This window comes from Burkholderia alba, assembly GCF_034721475.1.
Classification (GTDB): Bacteria; Pseudomonadota; Gammaproteobacteria; order Burkholderiales; family Burkholderiaceae; genus Burkholderia; species Burkholderia alba.
In genome coordinates this window covers 287,970-305,464 of sequence record NZ_JAWJWL010000001.1, presented here as the reverse complement: position 1 = coordinate 305,464, position 17,495 = coordinate 287,970, and the positions used below count along the sequence as shown (strand labels likewise).

13 protein-coding genes and 1 pseudogene are annotated in these 17,495 nt (G+C 69.9%); 6 read left to right on the top strand and 8 right to left on the bottom strand.

What is annotated here, in order from left to right:
- Positions 1-16: 16 nt before the first annotated feature.
- Together RZR99_RS01370 and RZR99_RS01365 are read right to left on the bottom strand one after the other, a co-directional pair.
- Positions 17-1,009 (bottom strand): isoaspartyl peptidase/L-asparaginase family protein, encoded by a 993-nt coding sequence (locus tag RZR99_RS01370; RefSeq protein WP_323117918.1) that lies wholly within the window; start codon positions 1,007-1,009, stop codon positions 17-19.
- Positions 1,006-1,950, bottom strand: a complete 945-nt coding sequence (locus tag RZR99_RS01365) for a MurR/RpiR family transcriptional regulator (RefSeq protein WP_323117917.1) — start codon at positions 1,948-1,950, stop codon at positions 1,006-1,008. The genes RZR99_RS01370 and RZR99_RS01365 overlap by 4 nt, the downstream gene beginning before the upstream one ends.
- 317 nt (positions 1,951-2,267) lie before the next feature.
- Between RZR99_RS01365 and RZR99_RS01360 the strand changes: the two genes are divergently transcribed.
- Entirely contained in the window at positions 2,268-4,295 is a 2,028-nt protein-coding gene (locus RZR99_RS01360; RefSeq protein WP_323117916.1) for a BCCT family transporter, read from the top strand.
- Positions 4,296-4,337: 42 nt separating this feature from the next.
- Here RZR99_RS01360 and RZR99_RS01355 read toward each other — a convergent pair whose 3' ends face one another.
- A complete protein-coding gene (locus RZR99_RS01355; protein ID WP_323117915.1) occupies positions 4,338-5,492 on the bottom strand; it encodes a serine hydrolase domain-containing protein in 1,155 nt (384 codons plus the stop codon).
- Between the two features lie 175 nt (positions 5,493-5,667).
- On the opposite strand from RZR99_RS01355, the gene RZR99_RS01350 reads away from it, so the two are divergent.
- On the top strand, positions 5,668-6,003 hold the full coding sequence (locus RZR99_RS01350) for a hypothetical protein (RefSeq protein WP_323117914.1): 336 nt from the start codon (positions 5,668-5,670) through the stop codon (positions 6,001-6,003).
- 247 nt (positions 6,004-6,250) lie between these two features.
- On the opposite strand, the pseudogene RZR99_RS01345 reads toward RZR99_RS01350, so the two are convergent.
- The 3 genes and pseudogenes from RZR99_RS01345 to RZR99_RS01335 all read right to left on the bottom strand — a co-directional run.
- Positions 6,251-7,159 (bottom strand): annotated as a pseudogene (locus tag RZR99_RS01345) (MBL fold metallo-hydrolase); the annotation flags it as partial.
- Positions 7,160-7,251: 92 nt separating this feature from the next.
- Positions 7,252-8,163 carry a dihydrodipicolinate synthase family protein gene (locus tag RZR99_RS01340; protein ID WP_323117913.1) on the bottom strand — a complete coding sequence of 304 codons (912 nt, stop codon included), beginning with the start codon at positions 8,161-8,163 and terminating at the stop codon, positions 7,252-7,254.
- A 35-nt stretch (positions 8,164-8,198) separates the two neighbouring features.
- Positions 8,199-8,987 (bottom strand): aldolase, encoded by a 789-nt coding sequence (locus RZR99_RS01335; protein ID WP_323117912.1) that lies wholly within the window; start codon positions 8,985-8,987, stop codon positions 8,199-8,201.
- A gap of 140 nt (positions 8,988-9,127) precedes the next feature.
- Here RZR99_RS01335 and pdxR point away from each other — a divergent pair, with 140 nt between their 5' ends.
- Positions 9,128-10,609, top strand: coding sequence for a MocR-like pyridoxine biosynthesis transcription factor PdxR (gene pdxR, locus RZR99_RS01330; protein ID WP_323117911.1), 1,482 nt, complete (start codon positions 9,128-9,130; stop codon positions 10,607-10,609).
- 212 nt (positions 10,610-10,821) lie between these two features.
- On the opposite strand, the gene RZR99_RS01325 is transcribed toward pdxR, so the two are convergent.
- Complete coding sequence (locus tag RZR99_RS01325; protein WP_323117910.1) at positions 10,822-12,990, bottom strand: carbohydrate-binding protein; 2,169 nt, start codon at positions 12,988-12,990, stop codon at positions 10,822-10,824.
- Between the two features lie 490 nt (positions 12,991-13,480).
- Here RZR99_RS01325 and RZR99_RS01320 point away from each other — a divergent pair, with 490 nt between their 5' ends.
- On the top strand, positions 13,481-14,134 hold the full coding sequence (locus RZR99_RS01320; RefSeq protein ID WP_323117909.1) for an HAD family hydrolase: 654 nt from the start codon (positions 13,481-13,483) through the stop codon (positions 14,132-14,134).
- Positions 14,135-14,182: 48 nt separating this feature from the next.
- Here the strand turns inward: RZR99_RS01320 and RZR99_RS01315 are convergent, their stop codons facing one another.
- The gene (locus RZR99_RS01315; protein WP_323117908.1) at positions 14,183-15,349 is read right to left on the bottom strand and encodes an enolase C-terminal domain-like protein; all 1,167 of its coding nucleotides are present in this window, start codon (positions 15,347-15,349) and stop codon (positions 14,183-14,185) included.
- A gap of 490 nt (positions 15,350-15,839) precedes the next feature.
- Here RZR99_RS01315 and RZR99_RS01310 point away from each other — a divergent pair, with 490 nt between their 5' ends.
- Positions 15,840-16,592, top strand: coding sequence for a DUF4118 domain-containing protein (locus RZR99_RS01310; protein WP_323117907.1), 753 nt, complete (start codon positions 15,840-15,842; stop codon positions 16,590-16,592).
- The gene (locus RZR99_RS01305) at positions 16,589-17,464 is read left to right on the top strand and encodes an alpha/beta hydrolase (protein ID WP_323117906.1); all 876 of its coding nucleotides are present in this window, start codon (positions 16,589-16,591) and stop codon (positions 17,462-17,464) included. Before RZR99_RS01310 ends, RZR99_RS01305 begins: the two co-directional genes overlap by 4 nt.
- Positions 17,465-17,495 lie beyond the last annotated feature (31 nt).

Here is a 17,495-nt window from a genome sequence, read left to right as displayed (position 1 = left end):
GCCGGGCGGCCGCGGCTTACGCCGTCTCTTCCCGGTAGATCGCCGTCACCGGCGCTTCGCCCACGCGGGCATAGCCGCGATACATGCCTTCGGTGTTGAACGGCATCGCGACATGGCCCTGCGCATCGACCGCGATGATCCCGCCGCGTCCCGCGATGCGCGGCAGCTTGTTCATCACGACGTCGTGCGCCGCGTCGCGCAGCGATGCGCCCCGGTATTCCATCTGCGCGGCCACGTCGTACGCGGTCGCCAGGCGGATGAACATCTCGCCCGTGCCGGTGGACGACACCGCGCAGGTCGCGTCGTTCGCGTAGCAGCCGGCGCCGATGAGCGGCGTGTCGCCGACCCGCCCGGGCTGCTTGTTCGTGATGCCGCCCGTCGACGTCGCGGCCGCGAGATGGCCGCGGCAATCGAGCGCGACCGCGCCGACCGTGCCGAGCTTGCGGTCCGGATCGAGCGGCTCGGGCGCGCGCGGCGCCTGCCCGAACGCGAACGACGCGCCCGCGTCGTGATCGAGCGGCGTGCCGTTCGCCTCGCGCGCCTTCAGCCATTGCGCGTGCCGGAATTCGGTCGCGAAGTAGCCGGGCTCCACCAGTTCCAGCCCCTGCGCGACGGCAAACGCCTCGGCGCCCGGGCCCGCGAACATCACGTGCTCGCTCGCCTCCAGCACGCGCCGCGCGGCGAGCACGGGATTGCGCAGCCGCGTCACGCAGCACACCGCGCCCGCGTCGAGCGTCGCGCCGTCCATGATCGCGGCGTCCAGTTCGTGCCGGCCTTCGGCGGTGTACACCGCGCCCCGGCCGGCATTGAACAGCGGGCAATCCTCCAGCATCCGCACGGCGACGCTCACCGCGTCGAGCGCGCTGCCGCCGTCGGCCAGCACCTGCTGCGCGGCGGCGAGGATCGCGTTCAGTTCGGCGCGGTATTGCGCCTCGGTTTCGGTATTCATCGCCTGGCGCAGGATCGTGCCTGCGCCACCGTGAATCGCAACAACGGCGGTCGTGCTCATGATTTCTTCGAACGGGGAGAACTGCGGGGCAAGGGTGCGGGCGCCGCCTGCGGCCGGGTGAGCCACGGCAGCACGAATTCGGTCATCTCCGCGGCGGCTTTCGCGGAACGCTGCGCGCGATGCGCGACCGCGTCGATCAGCGCTTCGATCATCGCCAGCACGGCGGCTTCGGAGGTGGCGGCAAGCCGCCGCTCCGCCGTCACGTACAGCTTCAGCGACGCGACCGGCACGAGCGGCGACGCCGGGCCGTCGGTGAGCGCGAGCACGGCCGCGCCGCGTTCGGCGGCCCGCCGCGCCAGTTCGATCGTGTCCTGCACGTAGCGCGGGAACGCGATCGCGATCACGAGATCGCCCGGCCCCGCGTTGAACAGGCGCCGCGCCGCGTGCGTCGGGCCGCCGAGCAGCGCGAGCGACTGCACGTGGTCATGGCAGACCGACAGCCCGTGCTCCATCAGGCCGGCGAGGAACCCGCTCGCGCCCGTGCCGAGGATGAAGATCCGGCGCGCGCCGAGAATCGCGTCGACGGCCGCCTCGACGTTCGCGCGGTCGATCCGCGCGCGCGTGCCTTCGAGGTTCGCGACCGCCTGCCCGAAGGCCGCGTCGATCAGTTCGCCGCCGCGCAGCGCGGTGTCCTGCTCCTGCGCCGAGCGCAGCCGCTCGACCGGCGCGAGGGTCGCTTCGAAACCGCGCACGAGCGCCGCGCGCAGCGCCGGATAGCCGTCGAAGCCGAGCGCCCGCGCGAACCGGTTCGCGGTCGCGACCGACGCGCCTACCGCGTTCGCCAATTCGTCGATGTGCATCGTCGCCGCGCGGAACGGATTGGCCAGCACGTACTCGCCCATGCGCCGGTGAATCGGCGTGAGCGACGGCATGGCGGTCTCGATGCGCACGGCGATTGCGGGTTCGGCGTCGATCGGAGCGGTTGGGTGTGAGCGGGACATGCGGCGTGAGCGGGCGGCGCGAAATCGTAATGAAAGTAAATTTACACAATTTACTCGATGGAAAAAAATAAATTTTCATCCACGTTCGCTCCGAAGGCCGGCGATCGGCCCCATCCGGCGGCCGGGCCTCGTCCGCGCCGTTTTCCGGGCCGCTCGCCAGCATAGCTTACAATTCGTCAGCCAGACATCTGCATCGCCCGCTCTTGCAGTCCTTCCACCGGGTAACATCACACGAGCCCGCCGCATCTGGGCTTGCCGGCGCTCCGCCGGCCGAGCGGCTTCTCACCTCGTGATGCCCTTTCCTGGATGCCAACACCATGTCCCAAGACCGACCCACACCCCGCACGACCTTCAAGCCGGCCGTCGTCGTGCCGTCGCTGCTCGTGATCGGCGCGCTGCTCGTCGTGTGCGCGCTGCGGCCCGACGAGGCCGGCGCGCTGTTCGGCGCCGGCCAGCAATGGATCATCAGCCGCTTCGACTGGTTCTACGTGCTCGCGGTCACGACCTTCCTGGTCTTCCTCGTGCTGATCGCCGGCAGCAAGTACGGCAACATCAAGCTCGGCCCCGACGATGCCGAGCCCGAATTCAGCTTCGTGTCCTGGACCGCGATGCTGTTCGCGGCCGGCATGGGGATCGGCCTCATGTACTTCGGCGTCGGCGAACCGATGCAGCACTACCTGAAGCCGCCGACCGTCGCGGGCGGCACGCCCGAGGCGGCGCGCGAGGCGATGCTGATGACCTTCTTCCACTGGGGCTTCCACGCGTGGGCGGTCTACGGCGTGATGGGCCTCGTGCTCGCCTACTTCGGGTTTCGCTACAACCTGCCGCTCACGCTGCGCTCGGGCCTGTATCCCGTGCTGCGCGAACGCGTGAACGGCTGGATCGGCCATGCGGTCGACGCGTTCGCGCTGGTCGGCACGGTGGCGGGGATCGCGGCGACGCTCGGCTACGGCGTGCTGCAGATCAGCGCGGGGCTGCATACGGTGGCCGGCTGGGACACGGCGGGCAATACGTTCCGCATCGGCCTGATCGCGCTGGTCGTGCTGCTCGCCGGCCTGTCCGCCGCGAGCGGGCTCGACAAGGGGGTCCGGCGGCTGTCCGAACTCAATCTGCTGATCGCGTTCCTGCTGCTCGCCTTCGTCGTCGTGACCGGGCCGACCTCGTTCCTGCTGGCCGCGTTCTCCGACAACGTCGGCCAGTACCTGTCGAACCTCGTCGAACTGTCGTTCCGCACCTACTCCTACGCGCCGCCGCGCGAGGCGGGCTGGTTCGGCGGCTGGACGATCCTCTACTGGGCGTGGTGGGTATCGTGGTCGCCGTTCGTCGGGATGTTCATCGCGCGCATCTCGCGGGGCCGGACGATCCGCCAGTTCGTGATCGGCGTGCTGCTCGTGCCGACCGCGTTCAACCTGGTCTGGATGACGGTATTCGGCAACAGCGCGATCTGGCTCGATACCCATGTCGCGGGCGGCGCGCTCGCGCAGACCGCGACCCAGGTCGACGCGCTGCTGTTCCGCTTCTTCGATTACCTGCCGCTGTCGCAACTGCTGTCGATCGTCGCGATCCTGCTGATCGCGGTGTTCTTCGTGACCTCGGCCGATTCCGGCGCGTTCGTGATCGATGCGATCGCGACGCGCGGCGCCGCGCATTCGCCGGTGTGGCAGCGGCTGTTCTGGGCGGCGCTGCTCGGCGTGACGGCGGCGGTGCTGCTGGTCGCGGGCGGCTTGAAGGCGCTGCAGGCGATGACGCTGATCGCCGCGCTGCCGGTCGCGCTGATCATGCTCGCGCTGTGCTACGGGCTATGGCGCGGACTGACGGCGGATCACGCGCACTACTCGCAGGACATGGCGCCCGCGACGAACTTCTGGACCGGCCAGCATTGGCGGCACCGGCTGTCGCACATCCTGCGGCAGACCACCGCCGCCGAAGCCCGGCAGTTCGTCGCCGAAACGGTGCTGCCCGCCCTGCGCAAGGTCGCGGACGAGCTGCGCGCGGGCGGCGTCGACGCGCACGTGCAGCGCGACGACGACGACACGGTGCGCCTCACGGTGCCGACGCCGGACCAGCGCGACTTCGTCTACGGCGCGCGGGTGTCGCGCAAATCCGCTCCCGCATTTCTGCTGCGCGAGGCGGCCGAGCCGGAACCGCAGCGCGCGCACGTGTACGAGATCGTCACGTTCTTCGAGGACGGACGGCTCGGCTACGACATCGAGTACCTGCGCGGCGACGAAGTGATCGCCGACGTGCTGCGGCAGTACGAGCGCTACGTGTCGCTCGCCGGCGACCGGCGCACCCACCTGCTCAACCGTGCGCCGGGGCACGCCGGCACCGACGGCCCGGCCTGATCCGCAACGGCTGCGCGCGCCCGGCGGACCGCGGGGCGCGCGTCAGTCCTGGTACACCGCGTCGCGCAGCTCGACCGTCAGCGGCCCCGACATCCCTTCGTACGCGGTATTGGTCAGCAGCAGCACGGTGACGCCGCGCACGGCGTCGATGAACCAGCTGTGTCCATAGACGCCGCCCCACTGCAGCGTACCCGCGCTTTGCGGGGAAGCCCCCGCCACCGGATCGGACAGCACCGCGCCGCCATAACCGAAACCCCAGCCGGGGCCGCGCGTCTCGGCGCCCGGCGCATGATCGGTGCGCATCGCGGCGACCAGCTCGGCCGGCAGGAACCCGCCGCCGCCCGTGCGGATCGCCTCGAGCACGCGCAGCACGTCGTCCGCGCTGCCGTACATGCCCGCGCCGCCGGACGGGAACGCCGCCGCATCGAACACCCGCGACGGCGCGAAACGCACCGCGACGCCGTGCCCCTCGGGCAACGGCACATCGATGCCGTCGGTCATCCGCACCGGCTCCGGGCGAGCCTCCGCATAGGCGGCGGCAAAGCGCGCCTCGTCGCGCGAGACGAAGCCGCTGTCGCGCAAGCCGAGCGGTTCGCCGACGAGCCGCGCGATCGCCTGCGGCAGCGCGACGCCGCTCGCGCGCTCCAGCACCGCGCCGAGCACGTCCAGCGCGAGCGAATAGCGCCATGCGCTGCCCGGCTCGAACGACAGCGGCGCGCGCGCGAGCCGGCGCAGGTTTTCCGCGAGATCGAAGTCGGCCCGGTCGATGCCGTCGGAGATGCCGAGGCGGTGCCACGCCGCATCGGGCTCTTCGAGGAAGCCGTAGTTCAGGCCCGCCGTATGCGTGAGCAGCTGATGCAGCGTCAGCACCGGCGTGCTGCCGTCCGGCAGCTTCGGCGCGAAGTCGGGCAGCCAGCGCGTGACCGGGTCGTCGAGCGTCAGCACGCGCTGCGCGACGAGCCGCAGGACGGCGACCGTGACGATCGGCTTCGTCACCGACGCGAGCCGGAACAGGGTGTCCTCCCGCATCGGACGTTGCGCCTCGCGGTCGGCCTGGCCGTGCGCGCGACGGTACAGCACGTCGCCGTGCCGCGCGACCAGCGCGACCGCGCCGACGATGCGCCGCTCGCGCAGCGCGGTATCGAATACGCGATCCAGGCGCGCGGCCAGCGCGGCGGCGTCGATCTCCGTTTTCATCGTGATGCCCTCGTCTGTCGGAAAGCGTCGATTCTAGACAGCCCCGGCGTAATTCGCGTAACCCTGCCGCCGGCAGGGCGATAGCCGCGCGGCCGATACCCGGCGATTCGTTAAGATAGCGTCGTTTCGCGCGTCATCCTGTCGGCGCGCCCGTCCGTCGAGAACCCGCCATTCCATGTCCGCCGCCACCGCCCTCGCTCCCGCCGCCGCGCTCACGCCTACCGAACTGATCCCGCTCGGCGTGCTCGCGCTGCTTTATCTGTTCGGCCTGGGCTGGGCGCTGTATCAGACCTGCGTGCATCCGCGCGGACGCCTCTACTGGCTCGCCTGCGTCGCGCTGATCGTCGCGGGCACGCTAGCGATGCTGTTCTCTGCGCCCGCCACGCCGGATTCCGGCGAGATGCCGCCCGGCTTCGCGCTCGGCGTGCTGGTCGTCCTGGCCGGCATCGCCGGCACCACGGCCGGCTGCGCGTGGCGAACGGTCGCGCGGCTGCGGCGGATGCGCGTCTGACGGATGCGCCCCGCCGGGCCGGCGGCACATGCGCGGCCGCGCCGCGGTAGCCGGACTTCGGCACCGCGACCGCCTTGCCCTCGCGTTCGAGCAACGCATACGCATACCGGATCGTCGGCACCGACACCCGCCGCTCCCCGGCAAGGCGCCGCTGCGACGGCGTCGGGCAGCGCATGCAGATGGCGGTATGCCGCCTGACAGGCGAAGCGAGGCGGCGCATCGTCCGCCGCCTCGCGGGCCGTCATTCGGCGGGCCATTTCATCTCGCCCTTTGCCACCTTCGCGCTCAGTTCGAGCGATTCGACATCGCCGAGGTCCGGATAGCGCTTGCGCATCGCGTCGATCAGCGCCGCCGAATCCTTCGCGCGCGCCGCCTCGAGATCGAACGCCTTCACGTAATCGCGCGTGAACTTCACGGCGGCCAGCGTATGCGGCTCGCTGCCGTCGGGGTTCGGCAGGAAATGTCCGGGCACGACGAGACGCGGCTTCAGCGCGGCGATCCGGTCGAGCGTCTTCAGCCAGTCGCGGCGCGACTGCGGCGTCTGCGTGTCGGCCATCCATACGTGGAGGTTCGCGGCGATCGGCACCCCGCCCACCACCGCGCGCAGCGACGGAATCCAGAGCACCGTGCGCTCCGGCGTCGGGCCGCGCAGGCCGACGATGCGCAGCGTGCGGCCCTCGAGCGTCAGCGTGCCGCCCGCGAGCGGCTCGGGCACGACGAGCGCGCGCGGCGCGTTGTCCTTCAGAATCGGCCCCCAGTACGCGAGCTTGCCGTCCTTGCTCGCGTTGATCGCGGCGATCGTCTGCGGCGTCGCGACGATCCTCGCGTCGGGGAACGCGGCCCGCACCGTGTCGAGGCCGAAGTAATAGTCGGGATCGTGATGGCTGATGTAGATCGTCGTCAGTGTCTTGCCGCTCGCCTTCAGGCGGTCGACCAGCGCCTCGGCGTCGTTGCGCTGGAACTGCGCGTCGATCAGCAGCGCATCGTGCCGGCCTTCGACGATCGACGACGATACCGGGAACGTGCTCTTTGTGCCCGGGTTGTAGACGTCGAGCTTCAGCGGTTCCGGGTCCGCCGCCCGGGCGGGCGGCGGCGCGAAGGCGGCAAGCGCGGCGGCCGCCACGGTCGCGGCGGCGGCGAATGAGCGGAAAGGCATCGACGGGTCTCCGGCATGTCGTGTGGAATGACCGAAGACTAGCGGTTCGGTGCGGCGTTGGCAAAACGGAACAACCCGCGCCGCCCGCGCCGCTATGCCGCGGCCTCCGGATCCAGATCGAGCGCGTCGAGCAGATCCCGCAACTGGCGCAGCGCGGCCGGATCGGCCAGCGGCGCGAGCGGCAGGCGCGGCAGGCCGACCGGCAGGTCGCGCAGCGCGAGCCCCGCCTTCACGGCGGTCGGCAGGCCGTGCTTCATCAGGAACTGCAGATACGGCAGCAGGCGATAGAACACCGTGCGCGCCCGCTCCAGGTCGCCCTGCCGGCAGGCGTCGTAGAGCCGCGCCGGCCACGCGGGCGCCAGATTCGGCGCCGCGGTGCACCAGCCCGCCGCGCCGGCCGCGAACGCTTCGAGCGCCAGCGTGTTGCTGCCGTTGAAGAACGGCACGCGGCCGTCCGACAACTGCGCGATCCGGTGCATCCGCTGGATGTCGCCCGTGCTCTCCTTGATCATCGCGACGTTGTCGATCTCGCGGGCCAGCTTCACGATCAGGTCGGGCTGCATGTCGATGCCACTCGTCGCCGGGTTGTTGTACACCATGATCGGCAGTCGAATCGCGTCGGCGATCGCCGCGTAATGCCGGAAGATCTCGGCCTCGCCGAGCTTCCAGTACGACACGGGCAGCACCATCACGGCGTCGGCGCCGGCCGCCTCGGCGAACTTCGCGCGGCGCACCGCGTTGCGCGTCGTCAGGTCGGAGATGCCGACGATCACCGGCAGGCGCTTCGCGACCCGCTTGATCGACGCTTCGGCCACCCGATCCCACTCCTCGTCGCCGAGGTAGGCGCTCTCGCCGGTACTGCCGAGCGGCGCGATGCCGTGCGAGCCTTCCGCGACGAGCCGGTCGATCAACCGGTTCAGCATCGTCACGTCGACGCTCCCGTCGTGCTGGTGAAACGGCGTCACCGGATAGGCAATGATGCCGTGGAATGCGCTGAGGTTCATGTTGCGGTTCTCCTTCAAGGGTTCGGGTCGAGCGCTCACGCGAGGCAGTCGCGGTGCGCGGCGTGGCGCAATGCGCGCCGCGCGAAATAGGCGAAGGTCGCCTGATTGCGCTTCGGCGTGGAAATCCAGTCGTGGGCGTCGCGCCCGAGCGCGTCGGGGATCGGCCGCACGTCGCCCGCGGCCATCGCGAGCAGCTGCATCTGCGCGGCGCGCTCGATCAGCAGCGCCAGCGAACAGGCCTCCTCGACCGTGCGGCCGGTCACCAGCTGCCCGTGATGCGACAGCAGGATCGCGCGCTTGTCGCCGAGGGCGGCGGAGATGATCTCGCCCTCCTCGTTGCCGACCGGCACGCCCGGCCATTGCCCGAGGAACGCGCAATCGTCGTAGAGCGGGCACAGATCCATGTGCGAGACGATCAGCGGCTGCTCCAGCATCGACAGCGCCGCGACGTGCAGCGGATGCGTGTGGATGATGCAGTTCACGTCCGGCCGCGCGCGATAGACCCAGGTATGGAAACGGTTCGCCGGATTCGGCATGCCGTCGCCGGACACCAGCTGCAGATCCTGGTTCACGTGCACGAGGTTCGACGCGGTGATCTCGTCGAAGCCGAGACCGAAGCGCTGCGTGTAGTAGGTCTCCGGCGTATCGGCACGCGCGGTGATCTGCCCGGCAAGGCCGGAATCGTGACCCTGTTCGAACAGGATCCGGCAGGTCAGCGCGAGTTTCTCGCGGGTATTCCACGCGAGTTCGGGGACGGCGGTGGTCATTTGCCGGTGCGCTGTCGCGACCAGCTCGGCTTTCGAGACTGTGAGGGTGTCTGCCATCTGCAACTCCATACGATGATTGATCCGGGTGGAACCGGTGCGGCGCGCCATGACGCCGGATGTCATCGTAGAAAGATCCTGGACCCCATGAAACATCCAGATTTAGAATTTCATCTGGTCCAGATAGAGGAGCACCGCCGATGCTGCGGACATGGAAACTGACGCTCAAGCCCGCGCGCCGGCACAACGAGCCGGTTCACCTGCAGATCGTGCAGGCGATCGTCGACGACATCCGGCGCGGGCGGCTGCCGTCCGGCACCGCGCTGCCCGGCACGCGCGTGCTGGCCGCCGACCTCGGCGTGAACCGCAAGACCGTCGTGCTCGCCTATGACGAGTTGACCGCCCAAGGCTGGCTCGAGACCGAGGCGAAGCGCGGCAGCTTCGTGTCGTCGCAACTGCCGCCGCTGGAAGCCGAGCCGGCCGGCGCGCGCGACCAGCCGTTTCCGGTCGCGCTGCCCGACGACGGTCTCGATCTGTACCGGAGCCTTGCCGGGTCGGGCACGCCGGCCGACCGGCGCGGCCGCAAGACCGGCTTCGCCGACGGCGTGCCGGATACGCGGCTGATTCCGTTCGACGTGCTGTCCCGCGCGTTCCGGCATGCGCTCGTCACGTCCACCCGGGCCAACGCGCTCGGCTACGCCGATCCGCGCGGCGCCCCGGAGCTGCGCGAAGCGATCGCCGCGATGCTGCGCGCCGAACGCGCGCTCAACGTCGGCCCGGACAACATCTGCATCGTGCGCGGCAGCCAGATGGGCATCTTTCTGGCGGCGCGGCTGCTGACCCGGCCAGGCGACACGGTCGCGTTCGAGGCGCTGAGCTATCCGCCCGCCCGCGCGGCGTTCCGCTCCTGCGGCGCGACGCTCGCGTCGGTCGATCTCGACCCGTCCGGGCTCGTGCCCGAGTCGCTCGAAGCGCTGTGCCGCAGGCAGCCGGTGCGCGCGGTCTTCACGACACCGCATCACCAGTTCCCCACCACCGTGACGATGCCGGCCGACCGGCGCCTCAAGCTGCTCGATCTCGCGCGGCGCTACCGTTTCACGATCGTCGAGGACGATTACGATCCGGAATTCCACTTCGCGCACAGTCCGGTCTTTCCGCTCGCGAGCATGGACGCGCCGGAGCGGGTGTTCTTCATCGGCTCGCTGTCGAAAGTGCTCGCGCCCGGTTTGCGGCTCGGCTTCGTCGCCGCGTCGCCGGACGTGATCGAACGCTGCGCCGCGCAGATCATGCTGATCGACCGGCAAGGCAACGCGCTGACCGAAATGGCGGTGACCGAACTGATGGCCAGCGGCGAGCTGAAGCGGCACATCCGCCGCGCGCTCAAAACCTACGAACGCCGCCGCGATCTGTGCGCCGAGCTGGTCGCGCGGGCGTGCGGCGACGACGTCTCGTTCACGCTCCCGGGCGGCGGCTTGGCGCTGTGGCTGACGCTCGGTGAGCATCTGCCCGTTCGCGCCTTGGCCGAGCGCGCGCGGCAGGCCGGCATCCATCTGCTCGCGGGCGCGTATTTCTCGGCGCACGGCGAGGACGTGCAGGGGCTGCGGCTCGGCTACGGCAATCTCGACGAGGACGAACTGACGACGGCGATCCGGCGGCTGGGACGGCTGATGAAGGGCAGCTAGCCGCGGTCCGGCAATCGAATTTCCTGCCGTCGCTCGCGTACCTCGGATCGGCGCCGCGCAAGATCCAGGCGCTCGACCTGGACCTCATCCTCCCGATGCCCGGGCCCGCGCTGGAACATGACATCCCGGCGGTCGTGCAAGGCCTGACCGATGTCTGCGATCGGGCCGCCGCGCACGACGCGCCGGCGGCATAGCCCGCCAGCATCCCCGGCTCACTGCGTGGCCGGCGCGCCGATACCGTCGATGTCGGGCGCCCAGCCGGACGGATTCGAGAACATCAGCGTGTTCGCCCCGCCCGCCTTGAAGGTGCCGCTGACGGTCAGCGTCGACGTCGTGCTCCAGCCGCCCGTCGGCGGAAACGACACCGTGACGGGGGCCGCGCCGTCGAAGCTGATCTGCGCGACGCGATCGGCGCTGTCGCCGTTCGCATAGCCGATCTGCACGGTATAGGCGCCGTCGGCCGCCGCCGCGATGCCGTTGATCGTGAGCGTGCCGCCGTTGCCGATGTAGCCGACGTCCTGTCCGCCCGAGCAGCCCGAGCAGGCCGAGACGCGCGCGCCGCCCGCCAGCGTGTTGCCCGGCGCTTCCGCCTCGTACGCGGCCTTGAACGGCAGCAGCCGCACCGGCCCCGCGACGACCGCGAGCGAGCTGAGTTCCGGCGTCGGCGCCGCGCTGTCGATGCTGGAGAACGCCAGCGTGTTCTTGCCCGGCTGCAGATCGACGTATACCGTCACCGTGCCGACCCGCCCGCCTCGGCCGGTCGGCGGGAACGCGAGGGTGGTCGGCGTGCCGCCGTTCGCGACGAGCTGCACCTTCAGGGTGTCGCTGCGGCGATTGAGGTACGCGATCTCGACGAATCCGCCGGTCGTCCGCGACACGACGTTCGCGTAGTTCGCCACGCCCAGGTTCTTCACCTTCCTGCCGCCCACGCACTCCGGACACCGCGCCCACGACGCGCCGCCCGCGAGCGACGTCGGCAGGAACATCGACGGCGCGACGTCGCGCCCGCTCAGGCGGAGCAGCACGACGCCGCCCGCCGGCACGTTCGGCACCGTGTAGGCGGCGGTGGCCGTGCCGAGATCCTTGCGCGCCCATACGTCCCGCACGGCCGTTCGCGCACCCGGCACCAGGCCGAGCTGCGCGAAGCTGAACGTCATCGGGCCGTCGGCCGCCGAGTTGTTGAACAGCAGCACCGCGCGCTGCCCGGCTCCGCTCAGCAGCTTCGCCCAGACCTGCTGCCCGCCGGATTGCGCGACCTTCAGGCCCTGCGTGCCGAGCGGATCCTGATCGATCGCGATGACCTCCGGATTGGTCAGCAGCCGGATCGCGTCGTCGGTCAGCGGCTTCGACAGATCGTTGCCAAGAATCAGCGGCGCGCCCGCGATCGCCCACAGGCCGACGTGCGACTGGTCGTGCACCGACGACATTCCCATGCCCGCCACCATCATGTCGGGATCGTTGTAGTAGCCCGTGTGCTGTCCTTGCGGATGGTAGTTGCCGTTGAAATTCCCGACCACGCTGCCGAAGCTCGGCACGCCGCTGTTCGGGCCGTAGATGTCGCCGGTGGTGCGCCACATCCGGCCGACTCCGGCGCCCCAGTCCCACGGCCCCTGATTGAAGTCCGGATACGTGCTGTTGCTGCCGATCGTGCCCCAGTCGCAGATGCTGAGCGTCACGCGCTGGCCGGTCTGCACGTAGGCGTTGTCGATCGCGGCGGAGACCGCCGTGTACGCCTGCTGCGGATCGTAGCCGGCCACCCGGCCGCCGCAGAAATCGACTTTCACGAAATCGAAGCCCCACTGCGCGAACTGCAGGAAGTCGTGATCGTAGTGCGAGAAGTCGCTGCCGACGAAGTGCGTGCCGTCCTTGCGCGTGCCGCAGCCCTGCGGGCCGGCATCGATGTAGATGCCGGCCTTGAGGCCCTTGCTGTGCACGTATTGCGCGATCGCCTGCATGCCGCCCGGCCATTGCGTCGTGTCGACGATGAAGTTGCCGTTCGCATCGCGCTGGCCGGAAGTCCACCAGCCTTCGTCGATGTTCACGTACTGGTATTTCGCGCCGCTCGAGATCTTCGCGTTCAGCGCGGACATGCCGTCCGCTTCCGCCTTGATCGTGTCGAAACTGACGTTTTCCTCGAGGCTGTTCCAGGACGACCAGCCCATCGGCGGGGGGACGCTGGCGATCTGCCGCAGCGTGGTCGACGACGTTGACGCGGCCTCGGCATCGGCCTGCGCGTCGGTTGCCGATGCGCTTGCCCCCGACGCCGACGCGTTCGACGCGTTCAGCATGCTCGTCACGCTCGCCGCCGGATTCGACGCCGAATCGGCGTCCCCTCCGCAACCGGACAGGCTCAACGCCCACCCCGCCAGCAGCGCGACCATCACTCGTTTCCTGCCCGCCCAGACCATGGTTGTCTCCTCGTTGAAATCGCCTGATTCACGAAGCTCGATGGTTTTGGGAAGTGACTATAAGCAGCGAGCCGGCGAGTTTCAAAGTTTTTAGTGCCGTCCCATCTAATGGGAATCCTTAACGATCCGCGCGAACGACCGAACGCGGATTCGCGCGGAACGCACGCGCGACGGACCGGCGGTAGTTTTGTCCGGCGCGACGAGGCGGCGAATCTGCCGCACGGCAACAGACGAAGAGGCGGACAAGGCCTCGCGCACGCGCCGCCATCGGGCATTCCGGTTCGCCGAGGACATCGTCGAAGCCCGAGGTTGCGTCGCCTGCCGGCGTGCGCGACGTCCCTGCGTTCGCGCGCCGCGCGCGATACACTGCCGGGCCGGACGCAACAGACCGCCCGCCCCCCCCCCCCGTTCATCGCAGTCGCGAGCGCCGCTGCGCGCGCGACGCACTCCATGCCCGCCAGCCATGACCGTAAAAGCCGTCGCATTCGATTTCGACCTGACACTCGCGGATTCCTCCGCCGCCGTGACCGAGTGCACGCGGCATGCGCTGTCGGAAATGGGCATGCGCGACGTGAGCGATGCGCGCATCTTCGCGGCCATCGGCCTGCCGTTGCCCGCCACCTTCACGATGCTCGCCGCCGACCCGGACCCCGCGCGCGCCGACGAATTCGCGCGGCGCTTCGTCGCGCGCGCCGATCAGGTGATGGTGCCGATGACGCGCCTGTACGAGGACGTCCCCGCGCTGTTCTCCCGGTTGCGCGCCATGGATGTCGCAATCGCGATCGTGTCGAGCAAGTTCCGCCACCGGATCGAAGCGATCCTCGACGCGGCGGGCATGCGCGAGCGGGTCGACCTGATCGTCGGCCATGAGGATGTCGGCCGCCACAAGCCGCATCCGGACGGGCTGCTACTGGCGCTGGCCCGCCTCGCGGTGCCCGTCGAACATGCGGTATACGTGGGCGACCACGAAGTCGACGCGCTCGCGGCGCAAGCCGCCGGCATCCGCTTCATCGGCGCCGTGACCGGCACGACTTCCCATGAAGGCTGGCGCGCTCAGGGGCATCAGGCCGTCGGCCGAAGCATCGGAGAAATCGCGTCGCTGCTCCCGGCCGCGTGAGCGGACCGGACCGTCGTCGGACACGATGCGAGAACCGCGCCCCGGGCGTCACGCCGCCTCGCTCAGCGCGCGAAAGGCGGCCCCAGCCCGATCGTGCAGTTCGAACCCGATGCCGGGGATCTGCGTGAGGTTCACGTGACCGTCCACGATCTCCGTGCCGCGGGCTGTCCCGCTGAACGGACCGAACGCGAACGGATTGATCTCGGCGCCGCCCAGCCCGAGCGCGGCGACGATGTGCTGGCAAAACAGGTGCCCGCCATGCGGCCAGAACGCGTCGCGCGGCCAGCCGCGCGCGGCGAGCTGGTCGACGATCCTGAGAAAGCCGGTCAGCCCGTAGCAGTGCACCGGATCGAACAGCAGGATGTCGCGGTCGCGCCGCAGGCCGCCATGCGCATCGAGCAGCTTCGCCTCCGCCGCCGAGAACAACGCCTCGCCGGCCGCGAGCGGCCCCGGGTAGACCGAGGCCACGGCGGCGAGCGTCGCGAAGTCGAGCGGATCGCACACATCCTCGAACCACCAGAGCCCGGCCGAGCGCAACGCGTTGGCCGCCGCCAGCGCCTGCGCGGGATCGTAGAGATTCATCGCATCGACGGCGAGACGCGATGCATCCGGCAGGACGGCGGCCGCCGCTTCGATCCGGCGCAGATCCTGGTCCGGCGCGACGCCGCCGATCTTGATCTTCGCGTGCGTGTAGCCGAGGTCGACGCACGCGCGCATCTCGTGCGCGAGGCGTGCGATGTCGTCGTGCGGATAGCGGTACCCGCCGCCCGCGTAGACGCGCACGCGCGATTGCGGCTCGCGGCCGAGCCGGTCGGCCAGCAGGCGGTACAGCGGCAGCGCCGCGAGCTTCGCGGCGGCATCCCAGACCGCCATGTCGAGCGCGCCGACCGCGACGCACCGCTCGCCGTGCCCGCCCGGTTTTTCGCCGGCCATCATGACGTCCCACGCGCGCAGCGGATCGATCCCATCGCCGTGCAGGTCGTCGAGCGCGCCCGGCGCCGCGTTCAGCAGGCGCGGGGCGAACCGTTCGCGAATCAGGCCGCCCTGGCCGAACCGGCCGATCGACGCGAAGCCCAGCCCGACCACCGGCTTCCCCGCGCGCACGGCGTCGGTCACGACGGCGACGAGGCTGGTCGTCAGTCCGCCCGGCGGGATCGACGGGTCGGCGTAGCGGGAAACGGCGATGGTGCGTTCCCGGATATCGGTGATGCGCATCGATGGGTCGTCCTGTTGCGCCGTCGTGTTCCCCCGCCCGGGGAGACGGAATGGGGTCGCCCGGCTCGGGCCGGCATGGCACGCCGATGGTAGCGGATGTGCAGCCGCTCATCCGGACTCGCGCGAAACGGCGCCTCGAGCACGATCGCCGCCCGGGCGCCGCGGGCCGAGTCGCGGCGGCAGGCCCGCGCGGCGGCAGCCTCGTCGGCCGCTTGCACGGCGCCCGCTTTCCGGCGGGAACCGAGGGATTTCGCCGATCGCTTTCTTTCAAAATACTGCTCAAATTATTCCAATCGCCTTTCGGCGATGCCGATCGATCCGGCAGGCCGACCCCGGCTGCCGGTGCGTGGCTCGCCCTTTTCACCCGCTAGCGTTTCAGTCCCCCGATTCACCCTCTCCAACCTTACGTAAAAATGAGTAACATTGCGCCTTTCGTCGCGCGCATGGGCCTACCGTACGCCCACTCGCGCCTTCCAAGATTGCAGGCCATATGAAAGTTAACAATGCCAGCCGATGGGCGCCGCGAGGCGCCCGGCGCTGGCTTTATGCGGGCGCGGCACTGGCGATCGCCAGCGGCGGCCGCGCGCTCATCCATCCGCTGGTCGGCCCCATCATGCCCGGGACCCTGTTCTTCATCGCCGCCGCGCTGGTCGAGTATTTTCTCGGGCTCGCGCCCGCCATCGCCGTGATGGTGCTGGGGCTGGGCATCGCGGACTACCTGTTCGTGCCGCCCTACGGACAGTTCGACGGTCTCGACCAATCCGATCTCGCGCTGATCATTTCGTATCCGCTCGTCACCCTGCTGGTGATCGGTCTGATCGAGCGGCTGCGGCGCGCGCAGTGCCGCGCCGAACTCATCGCGCAGGTCGCGCGCTCTCGCTACGAGATGCTGCTGCGGCTCGACAACGAGCGCGCGATCGCCGATCTCGCCATCGACGAAACGCACCGGCTGCTGCGCCATCTGCCGCACTATCAGCGCGACATCATCCTGATCAAGGCGCTCGACCGGATACCCGCGAGCGCCGCGCCCGGGCAGGCCGCGTTTCCCGCCATCGCGCCCGGCAGCCGCTTCGACAGCGTGCATGCCGACGACGTGAAACGCCTGTCGACGACGAGCCACGCCGGCAGCCACCGCGTGCGCGTCGCGACCGGCAGCGCCTATCGCACCGTCGGCTGCCTGTGCGAGCGCTTCGCGACGCACGCGGGCGATTTCCTCGTGTTCCGCGTGGAGGAATCGTCATGAGCGACGTGAAACCCATCGTCTACGAAGGCGGCGACCACGCGGTGCTGCTGTTGCACGGCCTGTCGAGTTCGCCGCTGGAAATGCGCTTCGTGGCGCGCGCCCTGCATCGCGAAGGCTTCAGCGTGACGGCGCCGGTGCTCGACGGCTACAGCGCCGGCTCGCGCGGACTCAGGATGGAAGCGTGGCTCGCCGCGGCGGTGCGCGAATTCGACGCGCTCCAGCAGCGCTACGCGCGGGTCTCCGTGTGCGGGCTGTCGATCGGCGCCGCGCTGGCGCTGGCGCTCGTGCACGAACGCCCGGCCGCGCAAGCCGTGCTGCTGCTGTCGATCACGCTGGATTACGACGGCTGGGCGATCCCGTGGTACCGCTTCCTGCTCGGCTGGGCGTACTACACGCCGCTGCGCCACCGCTGGCGATACCGGGAAGGCCCGCCGTTCGGCCTGCGCAACGAGGCGCTGCGGGCCAAGGTCGCGCGCGCGATGCAGAAGAGCGATTTCAGCGAGGTGGGGCCCTCCACCATCTCGCTGCCGGCCCTGCACGAGGCCAGCCGCCTGGCGAGGAAGGTACGGGGTCTCGTGCGGTCGATCGAGACCGACTGCCTGATCATCCACGCGATCGACGACGAGACCTCCAGCCCGCTCAACGCGCGGCTGATCGACTCGCAGATCGGCGCGACGTTCCTGCGTTCGATCTACCTGGACGATTCGTATCACATGATCACCTCCGACAACGAGCGGGAGATCGTGGCGAGAGAAATCCTCTTCTTCCTGCGCGAAAGCGCAGCGGCGAGCGGCGCGGGCGACGGCGCCGCTCCCGTGGTATCGAAAGCGCTGGCGCGGCGGCTCAAGCAGATCGCCGCGCTCAACCGGTGAGCCGGCGCGCATGCCGGCCGCTCCCGCTCAC

Coding starts and splice junctions, on each gene's coding strand:
- RZR99_RS01370 (WP_323117918.1), bottom strand. CDS start 1,009: ATGAGCACGACCGCCGTTGTTGCGATTCACGGTGGCGCAGGCACGATC.
- RZR99_RS01365 (WP_323117917.1), bottom strand. CDS start 1,950: ATGTCCCGCTCACACCCAACCGCTCCGATCGACGCCGAACCCGCAATC.
- RZR99_RS01360 (WP_323117916.1), top strand. CDS start 2,268: ATGTCCCAAGACCGACCCACACCCCGCACGACCTTCAAGCCGGCCGTC.
- RZR99_RS01355 (WP_323117915.1), bottom strand. CDS start 5,492: ATGAAAACGGAGATCGACGCCGCCGCGCTGGCCGCGCGCCTGGATCGC.
- RZR99_RS01350 (WP_323117914.1), top strand. CDS start 5,668: ATGTCCGCCGCCACCGCCCTCGCTCCCGCCGCCGCGCTCACGCCTACC.
- RZR99_RS01340 (WP_323117913.1), bottom strand. CDS start 8,163: ATGAACCTCAGCGCATTCCACGGCATCATTGCCTATCCGGTGACGCCG.
- RZR99_RS01335 (WP_323117912.1), bottom strand. CDS start 8,987: ATGGCAGACACCCTCACAGTCTCGAAAGCCGAGCTGGTCGCGACAGCG.
- pdxR (WP_323117911.1), top strand. CDS start 9,128: ATGCTGCGGACATGGAAACTGACGCTCAAGCCCGCGCGCCGGCACAAC.
- RZR99_RS01325 (WP_323117910.1), bottom strand. CDS start 12,990: ATGGTCGCGCTGCTGGCGGGGTGGGCGTTGAGCCTGTCCGGTTGCGGA.
- RZR99_RS01320 (WP_323117909.1), top strand. CDS start 13,481: ATGACCGTAAAAGCCGTCGCATTCGATTTCGACCTGACACTCGCGGAT.
- RZR99_RS01315 (WP_323117908.1), bottom strand. CDS start 15,349: ATGCGCATCACCGATATCCGGGAACGCACCATCGCCGTTTCCCGCTAC.
- RZR99_RS01310 (WP_323117907.1), top strand. CDS start 15,840: ATGAAAGTTAACAATGCCAGCCGATGGGCGCCGCGAGGCGCCCGGCGC.
- RZR99_RS01305 (WP_323117906.1), top strand. CDS start 16,589: ATGAGCGACGTGAAACCCATCGTCTACGAAGGCGGCGACCACGCGGTG.